The organism is Yoonia sp. 208BN28-4 (assembly GCF_037543925.1).
GTDB lineage: Bacteria > Pseudomonadota > Alphaproteobacteria > Rhodobacterales > Rhodobacteraceae > Yoonia.
In genome coordinates this window covers 48,706-62,512 of record NZ_JBBIFY010000004.1, presented here as the reverse complement: position 1 = coordinate 62,512, position 13,807 = coordinate 48,706, and the positions used below count along the sequence as shown (strand labels likewise).

Genomic DNA, 13,807 nt, shown 5'->3' with positions numbered 1-13,807 from the left:
TAATATTGCGCAGACTGATTCAGAGGACCGACATGTCGCAGACGCAGCAAAAAGACCGCCCCTGGCTTTTCCGCACCTACGCGGGCCACTCCACAGCGGCGGCGTCCAATGCGCTTTATCGGGGCAATCTGGCAAAGGGCCAGACCGGGCTTTCCGTGGCATTCGACCTGCCCACGCAAACCGGTTACGATAGCGATCATGTTCTGGCCAAAGGTGAGGTCGGCAAGGTGGGCGTGCCTGTCAGCCACTTGGGCGACATGCGGGCACTGTTCGACAGCATCCCGCTGGAACAGATGAATACGTCGATGACAATCAATGCGACGGCACCGTGGCTGTTGTCGCTTTATATCGCTGTGGCCGAGGAACAGGGCGCCGATATCTCCGCGCTACAGGGCACGGTGCAAAACGACATTATCAAGGAATACCTGTCGCGCGGGACATATATCTGCCCGCCTGCCCCATCGCTGCGGATGATTACCGACGTGGCCGCCTATACCCGCGAGCATTTGCCAAAATGGAACCCGATGAACGTGTGTTCCTATCATTTGCAAGAGGCCGGTGCGACACCGGAAGAGGAATTGGCATTTGCGCTGGCCACAGCCACGGCGGTGCTTGATGATTTGCGCGACAAAGTCCCTGCTGAAAACTTCCCGCAAATGGTGGGGCGCATTTCGTTCTTTGTGAACGCGGGGATTCGTTTTGTGACCGAGCTTTGCAAAATGCGCGCCTTTGTCGAATTGTGGGACGAAATTTGCCGTGACCGTTACGGTGTCGAGGACGCCAAATACCGACGGTTTCGCTACGGTGTGCAGGTCAATTCGCTTGGCCTGACCGAACAGCAGCCTGAAAACAATGTCTATCGTATCCTCATCGAGATGCTGGCTGTCACGCTGTCCAAAAATGCCCGCGCCCGTGCCGTACAATTACCAGCGTGGAACGAGGCGCTTGGCCTGCCCCGCCCGTGGGATCAGCAGTGGTCGCTTCGGATGCAACAGATTTTGGCTTATGAAACCGATCTTCTGGAATACGAAGACCTGTTTGACGGCAATCCCGCGATTGAAAAGAAGGTTGATGCGCTTAAAGACGGCGCGCGTGCCGAATTGAAACAGATCGACGAGATGGGCGGTGCAGAGCAGGCCATCGCCTATATGAAATCGCGCCTTGTCGACAGTAACGCCGCCCGCATCGCTGGTATTGAAAGCGGAAATACGACCGTGGTTGGTGTCAATAAATGGCAGAGCGGTGAACCCTCTCCGCTAACCGCTGGTGATGACGCTATCATGGTGTCTGATCCTGCCGCGGAAGCCGATCAAATGACGCGCCTGACCGCGTGGAAGGCGGCCCGTGACGATGCGGCAGTCAAGCAGGCATTGGCGACACTTCGCGCTGCTGCGATCGACGGCACAAATATCATGCCGCCATCAGTTGCATGTGCCAAAGCAGGTGTGACCACCGGCGAATGGGCGGATGTTATTCGCGCCGTATTCGGGCAATATCGTGCGCCCACCGGGGTCAGTCGCAACCCGTCAAACCGGACCGAGGGGCTCGACGACATTCGCGCAGAAGTAGATCGCGTCAGTGCCGCACTGGGACGCAAAATCAAATTTCTGATGGGCAAGCCCGGGCTTGATGGTCATTCCAACGGAGCCGAACAAATCGCAGCCCGTGCGCGAGATTGCGGGATGGATATCACCTATGACGGTATTCGGATGACGCCAGAGGAATTGGTATCTGCCGCTGTGCAAGAAAACGCCCATGTCATCGGACTTTCCATTTTGTCGGGATCACACATTCCGCTGGTGACCGAAACGCTTGATCGACTGCGCGATGCCGGAATGGGCCATATCCCTGTTATTGCAGGCGGAATTATCCCGGACGATGATGCACAGGCCCTATTGGCCAAGGGTGTGGCGCGTATTTATACGCCCAAGGATTTTGAAATGAACAAGATCATGCACGACATCGTTTCGCTTGTTGATCCGGCCGCAAAGGCTGCAGAATAGGCTTTTTCTTTCCTTATTGCCTGATTTCGAGTATTTTTACGCATTGTTGTCGCGGTGGCGGGACCCACCTGGCAACACCACACTCGAGGAAATAAGAATGAAATTCGATTTGAAATCCATGTCTCGTAAAGAGCTGGAAAAACTTAAGGTTGATATCGACAAGGCACTTGTCAAAGTCACGCAGAAGGAAATGAAAGCCGCGCGTGACGCCGCTGCCAAGGCTGCCGCAGCGCATGGTTTCAGCCTCGCAGATCTGGCCAGTGATATGCCTGTGGCAAAGGCTGCCAAGAAAACCCCGAAAACAAAATCGCCACCGCGTTTTGCAAATCCTGCTGACAGCGCGCAGACGTGGACAGGCAAAGGGCGCCAACCTGACTGGTTCAAATCTGCAATCAAGGCCGGTCAATCGCCAGACGATCTGGCCATTTGATATCGTCCGGGCCGGTTGCATCCCGCTTGCGGAGGTGACCGGCCCGCACGCTTTGCCGTTTTCATCTGTATAACGCTGCGCTATCACAGCGCATCCGTTTGAAAAGGGACGCAGGATGAGTTTGCATATTGGTGCTGAGCAAGGCGATATTGCCGAGGTCGTTTTGATGCCGGGCGATCCCTATCGCGCCAAATGGGCGGCAGAGACGTTTCTGACAGACGCCAAATGCATCAACGAAGTGCGCGGCATGCTGGGCTTTACAGGCATGTGGAACGGCCATCGCGTGACCATTCAGGGCTCTGGCATGGGAATGCCGTCCCTGTCGATCTACGCCAACGAACTGATCCGCGACTATGACGCCAAAACGCTGATCCGCATCGGGTCATGTGGCGGCATGCAGGATCATGTGGGCATCCGTGATGTGATCCTCGCGATGAGCGCGACAACCGTCAATACACCCTCCAGCGGAATGTTCCGCGAACTGAATTTTGCACCAACGGCCGATTTCGGATTGCTGCACGCCGCATATGCCGCCGCGCAATCCCATGACAGCAAGGTCCATGTGGGCCCAATTTATTCATCCGATGTATTTTACGACGAACGGCCAGACCTGAACGAACAAATGGTCCGGCATGGCATTCTGGCCGTCGAAATGGAGGCGGCAGAGCTGTATACACTGGCCGCACGCTATGGCCGCCGCGCATTGGCAGTATTGACCGTCAGCGACCATCTGATTACCCACGAAGCATTACCAGCAAGTGATAGAGAAAAGACATTTGGCGATATGGTGGAAATCGCTTTGACCGCCGCATTCGCCGCCTAAGGCGGAGACGATAAAGTGACATTGCAAGGATTTGCTGTGCCGTGTGCGCTGTGTTTCGCGCTTTGCGCGTGCAGCACGATGCGGGATGTGGCCGAACCGGTCGCGCTTGAGGACGGCTTCAACACGCCGGCGTCGGACGGCACGTTTCCCATTGCCCTGACATCCATCCAGCGCGGGTCGATCCCCGGTCAGTATGCCTATCAAACAGGGTTTGAGCAGGATGTCGGCATGCGCGTATTTGCCGGCCTGATGCCTGACGCCGTGGTCTCTGGGTCTGTGGGTGGTTCTGCCATCTTTGATGCGCGATATCAGGGCAGCCGGACATCGGAAATTGCGATCACTCCGGCTACCACACCGGGCGGCGACCCGATCCTGACAGGTACGAGCGGTGCATTTTCAGGTGATATCACTTTGACCGTTGATATGGCTGGAACCGCGCTGACGGGCAGCGACGGCTTGCTTGCAGTCAACGGGCAGATCGACGGGCAGACACTTGCGGGCACTGTCACCTATCGCGGATTGGACGGGTCACTGACGGGTCTGATCGGCGAGGACGAGGCAATCGGGGCTTTCTTTGCGACATCAGACACCACCATTTACGCAGGCGGCTTTGCTGGCAAGGCGCGCTGACTATCGACCGTGGCTGCGGTCGTAGGCGTTGATCTGGGGCGACTGCCACCCATCAAGACTGCCTTGAGCGGGCGAACGCACCTCCATCAGCAAAGGATGGCACGGAGCTGTGTCGCTCGAATGCTCTGATCCGCAATCCCCTCCCGGACAGGCGCTCAGCACGGCGAGCAGATCAATCTCGGCAAAAACCTCGATGTAATCTCCGGGTCGCACCGGGCTTTGCTTCATGAAATACTGACCGGTGTCGCGCGTAAAGCCTGTGCACATAAAGACGTTAAGAACGTCATGCACATGCGCCTCTGCCTGCACCAAGGTTAGTCCGGTTTCATCCGCCAATGCGCGGGTCAGGTTGGAATGGCAGCAGTGATGGTAATCATCCCCCGAAAGCAGCCGCCCCGTATACGGATCGCAACGCGTGCCAATCACGTCGTGAACCGATCCGCCGAATGCGTCGATGCCATACCAGCCCAGACTGTCATGGCTAATCGTAGCCATTGGGCGCAGCGTCGGGAACGATGACCAAAGCCTGTCACCAGTGGTCACATGTGTGCCATGCAATGCACGGGTTTTTCCCGAATAAAACCGCTCTGAAAGATCATTGGCGTTGAATAGATTGAGATCACCAACCTGCGGTCCGTCCACGCTGACGATGCGCAAAAAGTGGCCAGCGGGCACATGGATCGCAGCGGCATCGCGGGGTGCGGCGGTTGCGGTGGCAACCGTCTGCGCCGTGCCGCTTGCGGCCTGATAGAGCGCCAGATCAGGCTGCGGCAACGTATCGGTTGGATAGCAGATAACAGGTGCCACGGCACGGCGTTCATCTGCATCGGAGGGGATTGGTGTGTCAGTCATGAACGAACCCTTGCAGAACAGTCCCGCCATCACAAGCCGCCGACAAGGCTGGAAATTGTGACTAGGGCGAATCTCAAAAAGTAGTTAACGTAGCGTCATCTTTTTTGATTTTTGAAAAATATAGGATTTTGTGATGTTCAAAATTGCCTTGTCGCTTCTCGCTGTTGTCAGCCTGTCCGCTTGTGGTGGATCGGCGATTTCCAATGCACTTGGTGGAGCCCGTATTCAGGTGCCAGCGCCAACGCCGCCACCCGCTGGCCTGACCCCGACCGAGATCACATCGCCCGCCGGTGGCGGCTTCACATTTGGCATCAGCAGCGGTGGATCCAATCTTGGCGGCGTGATCAATGCTGGCGCGCAGGGCTATGCACAACTCCTGCCCACGACCGTAAACCAGCCGCCGCTGACGGGTGGAACGGTCATGAACGGCACCTATAGCCTCGACAGTCTGACCCTTGTGCCACCGGGCAGCCCTCCCGACCCAAGCGATGTGCAGCTGCGGAACCAGCCCATCAGCCTGACCGCCAGCTTCACCGATAAGACGCTGACGGGCACCGCGGGCAGTCTTGCCGTGAATACCACGATCACAAACGGCATTCTTGGCGGCACAGTGACCTACAACGGCGTCAGCACGTCGAATATGCAGGGCGTCATTTCAGACGATCGCGCGATTGGTGCCTTTGTGATCCAAAGCAACACCGAAGGTGTGATCGTTGCCGGTGGCTTTGACGTTTCGGAATAGGCCATCTGAAGTTCGTCCGGCGCGCATAATGAGCGCGCCGGACAGCCCCGATAGATTGACAGCATTCGTCCGGCTTCCCACAGTGCAATAAGCCAGTCGGGGACCACTATGCTCAAACGCTTCGCCATGATCGCCACTTTCGCTGCCCTATCGGGGTGCGGCGGCGCGTCAACTGACCCGCAAAATAGTTTCGCAGCACCCGGCGCATCTTTTGCGACGCCCGATAGTGATGGTCTGTTTCCAAACGACCTTATCTTTTTCGACGGCAGCCCTGTGCGCGCCTTCAATGGAAACGGTTTCAGCTATCAGGTGGGGGCAACGACTGACGGAATTGTCGCCCGAGCCGGCTTGATTCCCAATGCCCGTGTCGCTTCCGCGCCCGATGACACAACTGTTGTCATCCCAAGTATCATCACCGCACGCAGTGCTGACGCTGCCACACCAGATGCATCATCTTTGTCGGTCGCCCTGATTGATCTCACAGCCGATTTTAGCGCTGGCACGCTGACAGGGGCCGCGACAACAAATGCACAAAACGGTGACACCACATCATTCGCTGTGTCAGGCCGCATGAGCGACGGATTGCTGTCGGGCGATGTGACGTTCGACGGAATTGACGGCAGCCTCGCCGGATTAATCGGCGCGGATGAGGTTCTTGGTGCGTTTCAGGGCGTAGACGGGGATCGCGTGATGGCAGGCGGGATTACACGCCAGCGGCCCAACTAAAAAACCCCGCACAGTGGCGGGGCTTTTATCATGCTGTTCTGATCTGGATCAGACGATCCGCTCGACCATTTTTTCCTTGATATGCGCGATTGCCTTGGCTGGGTTCAGACCTTTCGGGCAAGTCTTTGCACAGTTCATAATCGTGTGGCAGCGGTACAGCTTGAACGGATCTTCCAGATCATCAAGACGCTCGCCCGTTGCCTCATCGCGGCTGTCGATGATCCAGCGGTAGGCGTGCAGCAACGCAGCTGGCCCAAGATACCGATCACCGTTCCACCAATAGGACGGGCAGGATGTTGAACAGCACGCGCACATCACGCACTCATACAGACCATCCAGCTTTTCGCGATCCTCGACAGACTGCTTCCACTCTTTCGTGGGCGTGTTCGTCTTGGTCTCAAGCCACGGCATGATGCTGGCGTGCTGCGCGTAGAAGTGGGTTAGGTCGGGGATCAGGTCCTTGACCACCGGCATGTGCGGCAGCGGGTAGATTTTGATGTCGCCCTGCACCTCTTCGACGCCGTAAATACAGGCCAGCGTGTTAATCCCGTCGATGTTCATCGCACATGACCCGCAAATACCTTCGCGGCAGGACCGGCGGAAGGTCAGCGTCGGATCAATCTCGTTCTTGATTTTGATCAGCGCGTCCAGAACCATCGGGCCGCAAGTGTCCATATCGACAAAATATGTGTCCAACGACGGGTTTTTGCCGTCATCAGGGTTCCAGCGATAGACCTGCACCTTGCGCAGGTTCGTCGCACCCTCGGGCTTGGGCCATGTTTTGCCCGTTGTCATACGAGAGTTCTTGGGGAGTGTTAGTTGGACCATGTTCTTTCCTTCTCAGGGTCTTGGCAGAACCAAGGGAATGGTTGGCAGTTCGCCCGTGCGGTTGAACCAGCAGCGGTCATAAACGGTTTCCGGGGCCAGTCCGCGAATGAAATCGCTTGAAATCCCGATCTCGGCGCGGCTGAACGGGCCAGAATTACTGTTGGCGCCTAGTGTCACGCTTCCTGTCGGACCAAGGGCTGCACGCGCCTGTTCAGCGCACTGGGTCGCTAGCAGTTGAGGGCTAACAGGGATGTCAGTGCATCCCGCCAGCGCGATCAACAAAACTACGCCACGCCGGATCATGCGGACACCTTGTCAAATGCGCAGAACCGCAGGTCAAAGGGGCTTGGCACGTTTTCGGCAAGGATCACCTGACGCCGCTGGGCATCGGAGCGTGCTGCCACAAGGGCCGCGATCCCTTCATCCGACATCCTCTCTTCCGCGCAAGCGGCGGTTGCGGCGCGTGTTTCAGGCGTATCGCTGGTGCCGTCGAGGTTGGCCAAGAGCAGGGCGCGGGCCTGCGCGCGTGCGTCGCCAGCAACCGGAACCGCACATGCGGCCAGAAGTGGCATTGCAAAAAGGCCCGCGCTTAGCCGCATTTAGTAGACCCGCTTTTTAGGTGCGATCTTCTTCATGTCGATCCCGCCCTCATCTTGCTTGGTCAAAGGATCAAGATGCACAGGGCGCGTGGTCAGCGTCGTTTTCGCACCATCAACAACAGCAAGCGAGTGAACGCGCCAGTTCTTGTCGTCACGATCAGGGTAATCCTCGTGCGCGTGGGCACCACGGCTTTCCTTGCGGGCTTCTGCTGCAACGATTGTGGCGAGCGCGTTGGGCATCAGGTTCGTCAGCTCAAGCGTTTCCATCAGGTCAGAGTTCCAGACCAGCGACCGGTCGGTCACTTTGATATCGTCCATCTTACCGGCGATACCTTCCATTTCCTTCACACCCTCGGCCAGCGTCTTGTCCGTGCGGAACACGGCGGCGTCTTTTTGCATCGCGCGCTGCATTTCCAGACGCAGCTCGGCGGTGCCGGTGCCACCATCGGCGTGGCGCAACCCGTCGAAACGGTCAAAGCACTGGTCAACAGAGGCTTGGTTCAGCGTGCCGTTCTTGGCTTCTGCATCCACAACTTCACCCGCTTTGATCGCGGCAGCGCGGCCGAAGACGACCAAGTCAATCAGCGAGTTCGAACCGAGACGGTTCGCACCATGCACAGAGGCACAGCCCGCCTCGCCAACAGCCATCAGGCCCGGCACGATCGCGTCAGGATTATCCGCAGTCGGGTTCAGCACCTCACCCCAATAGTTCGTCGGGATACCGCCCATGTTGTAATGAACGGTTGGCAGCACGGGGATCGGCTCTTTCGTTAGGTCCACGCCCGCAAAGATACGCGCGCTTTCCGAGATACCCGGCAAACGCAGATCAAGCGTTTCCTTAGGCAAGTGGTTGAGGTGTAGGTGAATGTGATCACCATCCGCGCCCACGCCGCGTCCTTCGCGGATTTCCATTGTCATGCAACGGGAAACCACGTCTCGCGACGCGAGGTCTTTATAGGTCGGTGCATAACGCTCCATAAATCGCTCGCCTTCGGAGTTGGTGAGATAACCACCCTCCCCGCGCGCGCCCTCGGTGATCAGGCAGCCAGCACCGTAGATACCGGTCGGGTGGAACTGCACGAATTCCATGTCCTGCAATGGCAGACCCTGACGCGCGACCATGCCGCCACCATCGCCAGTGCAGGTGTGAGCAGACGTGGCCGAGAAGTAGGCCCGACCATAACCGCCCGTCGCCAGAACAACGGTCTTGGCGTTGAAGACGTGCATCGTGCCGTCGTCCAGCTTCCACGCGATGACACCCTGACAGACGCCGTCCTCGGACATGATCAGATCAAGCGCGAAGTATTCGATGTAGAACTCGGCCTGCTGTTTCAGCGACTGACCATAAAGCGTGTGCAGGATCGCGTGACCGGTCCGGTCAGCGGCTGCACAAGTGCGCTGCACGGGCGGGCCTTCGCCGAACTCTGTGGTGTGACCGCCGAACGGGCGCTGGTAGATGTTACCCTCTTCGGTGCGCGAGAACGGCACGCCATAGTGCTCCAGCTCGTAAACCGCCTTGGGCGCTTCACGGGCGAGGTATTCCATCGCGTCGGTATCACCCAGCCAGTCGGACCCTTTCACGGTGTCATACATATGCCACTGCCAGCTATCCGGCCCCATGTTGCCCAACGATGCAGCAATGCCACCCTGTGCGGCAACTGTGTGCGAGCGTGTCGGGAACACCTTGGAAATACAGGCCGTTTTCAGACCCTGTTCAGCCAGACCCAGAGTCGCGCGCAGACCGGCACCACCGGCACCAACCACAATCGCGTCATAGACATGGGTTTCGTATTCGTAAGCAGCCATCAAAAATCTCCGATTAGGATGAGGGCAGAATTAAAAAGCGAGCCGCAGCACGGACAGCACGCCAAGGGCGGCAGCACCGTAGGACAGACAGATCATCGCGATGATCAGACCCTTGCGGGCGACACCGTGGACATAGTCCTCGATCAGGGTCTGCACACCTTTGCGGAAGTGGAAGAAGCCGACCATGAAGGTCAGCGCGGCAATCGCGGCAGGCATGGGGCGCTGGTAGTAGGCCAGCACCTCTTCATACGGGCTGCCAAGGATCGCGCCGAAGGTGAAAACAAAGCACGGAATCAGGATCAGCAGCGCAAAAGAGGTGACCATCATCATCCAGTGATGCTCGGTCCCCGATTTGGCGGAACCCATGCCAGCGGCGCGTTTGCGGTCGGTCAGAAAAGCCATATCTGCGATCCCTTATGTGACGATGATAGTGAAAATGGTCAGCAGGACAGAGGCGATGATCATGATGTAGCCCATCGTTTCGGCCTGATCGACCTCGAGGCCATAGCCCATGTCCCAGATCAGGTGCCGCACGCCACCCAGCGTGTGATACCAAAGCGACGCAACCGACCCGAACAGGATCAAATCGCCAAACCAGCTGGTGATGAAGCCGTTGGCGGTGGCGAATGCATCCGGCCCCGCAGCGGCGGCGACAAACCACCAGACGATTAGCAAGGCACCAACGATCAGCGCGTTGCCCGTGATCCGCACAAAGATCGACGTCATCGACGTCATCTGCGGGCGATAGATGGAAAGGTGCGGCGACAGCGGGCGATTGCCACGATTAACATCGGCCATGAGAGGTCCCTTTGTTGCGATGCCCCGACGGCGAAATCGGCGCGTTGCTAGCTTTATGTCTGATATAGAGAGCAGAGTCACGCAGACCAGCGTTGAAAAGACGTGAATATTTGTCGCGGGGCGTGGGGTTTTTTGCAGTTGTGATCACAGAGTTTTGTGGTGTGATCACACAGATGCACCAAGGTCTAATGCTACCCTCCCATCCGGGGCACGCAAAAATAACTGACTTGTCCTCCAATCCCGTCGACTCACGATGGCTGCTTTGCGGGACAAAGCCGACCTTCGCTCAAGCTGTCTCCACCTTCCTATGGTTCCTACAACTTTAAGGAATTTCAGGTATCGCCCCCTCCATCAAAACGACTGGAAATAACACCGCAACTCCCATTGGGATATCAATTAGGTCCAACTTCTTAAGGCCCATACGGGCGTAAAAACCTTCCGCGTTAAGGCTGGATAGCGCTTGAAAATTCACAGCGCCTTTCATCACAGCGCTCTTTGCGCATTCGGAAAATATCGCGCGGCCTACACCGCGTCTTCCGTGCTCAGGATCAACCGCAAAGTGACGGATGTGTGCTAAACCACTGGTTGTTACCCCTGATCCCGGTGCGTCCAAGCTCCAGCCGCCACATCCAATGATCGTTCCCGCATCCTCTACTGCAAAGAAATTTTCCGACGCGATTAGCGCAGGGTTTGCTCGTATCATGGCTGGCAGGGCTATTGCTAAAAGCTCGGAAGAATAGGCTTGAGCCATTAAAACCGAGTATGATCGATGAAACAGTGCTTCGATGTTCGAAACGTCATCAGTCTTAGCAACGCGAACTTGCATATCATGTTTTCCAAAGATTGCTTCGAGTTGATGATATTATAGGCAACGCGGAAGTTGTAGTGCGTCTGCTCTGGGCTCAAAGCGGCCATTGCCTTCAAACCGGCATCAAAGCCCAGTAATCCAGATCAAGCAGCACTTCCGGCAGATACTTCCCGTCGTCTCCGCGCAAAGCCCCTGCCTCGCCCTTCGTCGCCACCAGTCGCAGCCTGATCGCGCCAACACCGGGCGCAGCGACCTCGGCCACATCCAGCACCTCGGACCACGCGCGCACGGTATCACCTGCAAAACAGGGATTTGCATGCGCGCCACCGTTCAGCGCCACGATCATCTGCGCGTTGGCCAGTCCGTTAAACGACAGTGCGCGGGCCAGTGAAATCACGTGACCACCATAGATCAGCCGCTTCCCGTCGGGCCGGTTCGTCGCGTCAAAATGCACCTTGGCCGTGTTCTGCCACAGGCGCGTGGCCAGCATGTGTTCGGCCTCTTCCACCGTAACACCGTCCACATGGTCGATCACCTCGCCCACGGCGTAATCACCCAAGCGATGCGGTTCGCCAGCCAGTGCAAAATCGTAATCGGTGAAATCAAGTCCGCGCGGAATCACCAGATCACTCGCCGCGACAGCATCCGGCAGATCGGGGATCACCGTCTCAGGTGCTGCCCCTTCACCACGCTTGCGCACCATGACCCAGCGCACATATTCCAGCAGCACTTCGCCGTGCTGGTTGCGCCCCGTTGTGCGGACCCAGACAACGCCGCTTTTCCCATTGGAGTTCTGTTTGACCCCAATGACTTCGGACGTCGCGGTGATCGTATCACCCGGCCAAAGCGGCGTGATCCAGCGCCCCTGCGCATAGCCCAGATTGGCCACCGCATTCAGCGACACATCCGGCACAGTCTTGCCGAAGACAGTGTGGAACGTCACAAGATCATCAAGCGGCGAAAACGGCAGCCCGCAACTTTGCGCAAACATGTCCGACGAATGTAGCGCGTGACGCGCAGCGTAAAGTGCGTGGTAAAGCGCCCTTTCCCCCATCTTGATCGTGCGCGGCACAGCGTGTGTGATCACATCGCCAACGGCGTAATCTTCGAAAAACCGACCCGCGTTTGTCTTGCTCATTGCTGGCCCAGTTTCATGTCACTGGAATAGGGTTTGTCGATGTCCTTGGTCACCGCCTGCCCGCAGCGCATCACACCGTTGGCGTGGTCAAACGCGTAGGTCGGGGTGCCATAAAGCTCCCAACCTTTTGATAGCGCTTCGGACACTTTGTGGCAGAAGGCCGAGGTGTCATCTTCGGTAAGTAAACGATAGATTTTCATGTCTTATCCAAACAGGTTGTAGCCAAGCCAGCTGTGAATGACCGACACCACAGCAAACACCACGATCGTTGCCACAACAGCCGTCACTTCTTTCTTGATCGGCGGCGCATGATAGGCCCCGCGTGGCCCTTCGGCACGGTTGATCAAAACCATTTCGACCAGCGCCCACACCGCCAGCCCGCCAAACAGCACCACGGAGCGGCTATCTCCGTTCACAAGCAGATGCGCCACAGCCCAAAGGACCACGGCAGTCAGTTGCGGATGCCGGATATAGCGTGTGACGGCGACCTTCCCGCCGGATGCTGCAAACAGGTAGACCGCTAGCACCATCAGAAGGTTATTGATCCCCGTCAGGGCCGACGTCCGGCCCCAGTAGAATGCACCGTCCGCCATGCCGTAGCCGAAAACCATCAGCACGATGGCCACGACCGATCCCGCAGCGACAAGACCTTTACCCTTGTCGCCAAATTGTGTGCGATGCGCAGGCGCAAGCCGCTTCCAAAGATGCACGCCCGACCACAAGGCCAGACCGAGAATAAGTAATATCATGATGCCTCCAACGCCGCGATTGCCTTTGCTTTCGCCAGCGTGGCCCGCGCTGTCGCCACATGCAAGTTTTCGACGATCTTTCCGTCAACGACGGCAACGCCCTTCCCCTCGGATTGGGCCGCATCAAAGGCCGCGATCTGACGTTCCGCCAGCGCGATCTCCTCGGGGCTTGGCCCGAAAGTGGCGTTACAAATTGCGACCTGTGCGGGATGGATCAACGTTTTGCCGTCAAAGCCCATCGCGCGCCCTTCGTCACATTCGGTGCGCAGCCCCTCCTCGTCCTTGAACGCGTTGTACACGCCATCCAGCGCCACAATGCCGTGCGCCCGCGCCGCCAGCAGGCAAAGCTGTAGGGACGTCGTCATCGCGGCCCGTCCGTTTGATCCGATATCCATGGCCAGATCATTTGTACCCATGACAAATCCGGCCACCTTGGGATGCGCAGCAATGGCAGCGGCGTTCAGAATACCCAAGGGGGTCTCCATCATCGCCCAGATCGGCTTGTCCGGCACCAAGGCCGCCAAGGCATCCACATCCTCGGGTCCATTTACCTTTGGCAGAAGCACAGCGTCGCATGCCATGTCTGCCGCCGCTTTTGCATCATCTGCGCCCCATTGGGTGTCCAGCCCGTTGATCCGCACGATGGTCTGACGTGCACCGTAGCCACCTTCCGCGAGGCAGCCTGTCAGGGCTGATCGAGCATCCTCCTTGGCATCCGGTGTGACCGCGTCCTCGAGATCGAACAGGATAATATCAACCGGCAGACTGCGCGCCTTATCGAGCGCCCGCGCGGACGATCCGGGGATATAAAGCGCCGATCTGGCAGGGCGATCTGACATAGCGATATCCTTTGCGTAAGATTGTTGCGCGAAACA

At 57.6% G+C, this 13,807-nt stretch carries 18 protein-coding genes; 6 read left to right on the top strand and 12 right to left on the bottom strand.

The features are described 5' to 3' along the window. Positions 1-32 precede the first annotated feature (32 nt). From V8J84_RS13940 to V8J84_RS13925, 4 genes are all read left to right on the top strand, one after another. Positions 33-2,003 carry a protein meaA gene (locus V8J84_RS13940; RefSeq protein WP_339932209.1) on the top strand — a complete coding sequence of 657 codons (1,971 nt, stop codon included), beginning with the start codon at positions 33-35 and terminating at the stop codon, positions 2,001-2,003. Further along, positions 1,975-2,433: an H-NS histone family protein gene (locus V8J84_RS13935; protein ID WP_339932207.1), complete on the top strand. Its 459-nt coding sequence runs from the start codon at positions 1,975-1,977 to the stop codon at positions 2,431-2,433. The genes V8J84_RS13940 and V8J84_RS13935 overlap by 29 nt, the downstream gene beginning before the upstream one ends. A gap of 115 nt (positions 2,434-2,548) precedes the next feature. Next, complete coding sequence (gene deoD, locus V8J84_RS13930; RefSeq protein WP_339932205.1) at positions 2,549-3,256, top strand: purine-nucleoside phosphorylase; 708 nt, start codon at positions 2,549-2,551, stop codon at positions 3,254-3,256. Positions 3,257-3,271: 15 nt separating this feature from the next. Next, the gene (locus V8J84_RS13925) at positions 3,272-3,886 is read left to right on the top strand and encodes a hypothetical protein (protein ID WP_339932203.1); all 615 of its coding nucleotides are present in this window, start codon (positions 3,272-3,274) and stop codon (positions 3,884-3,886) included. Here V8J84_RS13925 and V8J84_RS13920 read toward each other — a convergent pair whose 3' ends face one another. Continuing rightward, on the bottom strand, positions 3,887-4,738 hold the full coding sequence (locus V8J84_RS13920) for an urea carboxylase-associated family protein (protein ID WP_339932200.1): 852 nt from the start codon (positions 4,736-4,738) through the stop codon (positions 3,887-3,889). A 133-nt stretch (positions 4,739-4,871) separates the two neighbouring features. On the opposite strand from V8J84_RS13920, the gene V8J84_RS13915 reads away from it, so the two are divergent. Further along, positions 4,872-5,480 carry a hypothetical protein gene (locus V8J84_RS13915; RefSeq protein WP_339932198.1) on the top strand — a complete coding sequence of 203 codons (609 nt, stop codon included), beginning with the start codon at positions 4,872-4,874 and terminating at the stop codon, positions 5,478-5,480. Between the two features lie 108 nt (positions 5,481-5,588). Then, positions 5,589-6,206, top strand: coding sequence for a hypothetical protein (locus V8J84_RS13910; RefSeq protein WP_339932196.1), 618 nt, complete (start codon positions 5,589-5,591; stop codon positions 6,204-6,206). Between the two features lie 48 nt (positions 6,207-6,254). On the opposite strand, the gene V8J84_RS13905 is transcribed toward V8J84_RS13910, so the two are convergent. The 11 genes from V8J84_RS13905 to V8J84_RS13855 all read right to left on the bottom strand — a co-directional run bounded on the left by V8J84_RS13905 (position 6,255) and on the right by V8J84_RS13855 (position 13,771). Further along, on the bottom strand, positions 6,255-7,034 hold the full coding sequence (locus tag V8J84_RS13905; protein WP_339932194.1) for a succinate dehydrogenase iron-sulfur subunit: 780 nt from the start codon (positions 7,032-7,034) through the stop codon (positions 6,255-6,257). A 12-nt stretch (positions 7,035-7,046) separates the two neighbouring features. Next, positions 7,047-7,337, bottom strand: coding sequence for a hypothetical protein (locus V8J84_RS13900; protein WP_339932192.1), 291 nt, complete (start codon positions 7,335-7,337; stop codon positions 7,047-7,049). Then, a complete protein-coding gene (locus V8J84_RS13895) occupies positions 7,334-7,606 on the bottom strand; it encodes a hypothetical protein (RefSeq protein WP_339932190.1) in 273 nt (90 codons plus the stop codon). Before V8J84_RS13895 ends, V8J84_RS13900 begins: the two co-directional genes overlap by 4 nt. A gap of 27 nt (positions 7,607-7,633) precedes the next feature. Further along, positions 7,634-9,439: a succinate dehydrogenase flavoprotein subunit gene (sdhA, locus tag V8J84_RS13890; RefSeq protein WP_339932188.1), complete on the bottom strand. Its 1,806-nt coding sequence runs from the start codon at positions 9,437-9,439 to the stop codon at positions 7,634-7,636. 30 nt (positions 9,440-9,469) lie between these two features. Beyond that, a complete protein-coding gene (gene sdhD / locus V8J84_RS13885) occupies positions 9,470-9,841 on the bottom strand; it encodes a succinate dehydrogenase, hydrophobic membrane anchor protein (RefSeq protein ID WP_339932186.1) in 372 nt (123 codons plus the stop codon). A 12-nt stretch (positions 9,842-9,853) separates the two neighbouring features. Then, a complete protein-coding gene (gene sdhC / locus V8J84_RS13880; RefSeq protein WP_339932184.1) occupies positions 9,854-10,237 on the bottom strand; it encodes a succinate dehydrogenase, cytochrome b556 subunit in 384 nt (127 codons plus the stop codon). Positions 10,238-10,559: 322 nt separating this feature from the next. Next, a complete protein-coding gene (locus V8J84_RS13875; protein WP_339932182.1) occupies positions 10,560-11,063 on the bottom strand; it encodes a GNAT family N-acetyltransferase in 504 nt (167 codons plus the stop codon). Positions 11,064-11,157: 94 nt separating this feature from the next. Further along, the gene (locus V8J84_RS13870; protein ID WP_339932180.1) at positions 11,158-12,183 is read right to left on the bottom strand and encodes a MaoC family dehydratase; all 1,026 of its coding nucleotides are present in this window, start codon (positions 12,181-12,183) and stop codon (positions 11,158-11,160) included. Then, positions 12,180-12,383 carry a DUF1737 domain-containing protein gene (locus V8J84_RS13865; RefSeq protein ID WP_339932178.1) on the bottom strand — a complete coding sequence of 68 codons (204 nt, stop codon included), beginning with the start codon at positions 12,381-12,383 and terminating at the stop codon, positions 12,180-12,182. The genes V8J84_RS13870 and V8J84_RS13865 overlap by 4 nt, the downstream gene beginning before the upstream one ends. Before the next feature lie 3 nt (positions 12,384-12,386). Next, positions 12,387-12,932 (bottom strand): NnrU family protein, encoded by a 546-nt coding sequence (locus V8J84_RS13860; RefSeq protein ID WP_339932176.1) that lies wholly within the window; start codon positions 12,930-12,932, stop codon positions 12,387-12,389. Next, positions 12,929-13,771, bottom strand: a complete 843-nt coding sequence (locus V8J84_RS13855; protein ID WP_339932174.1) for an HpcH/HpaI aldolase/citrate lyase family protein — start codon at positions 13,769-13,771, stop codon at positions 12,929-12,931. The genes V8J84_RS13860 and V8J84_RS13855 overlap by 4 nt, the downstream gene beginning before the upstream one ends. Between the last annotated feature and the right edge of the window lie 36 nt (positions 13,772-13,807).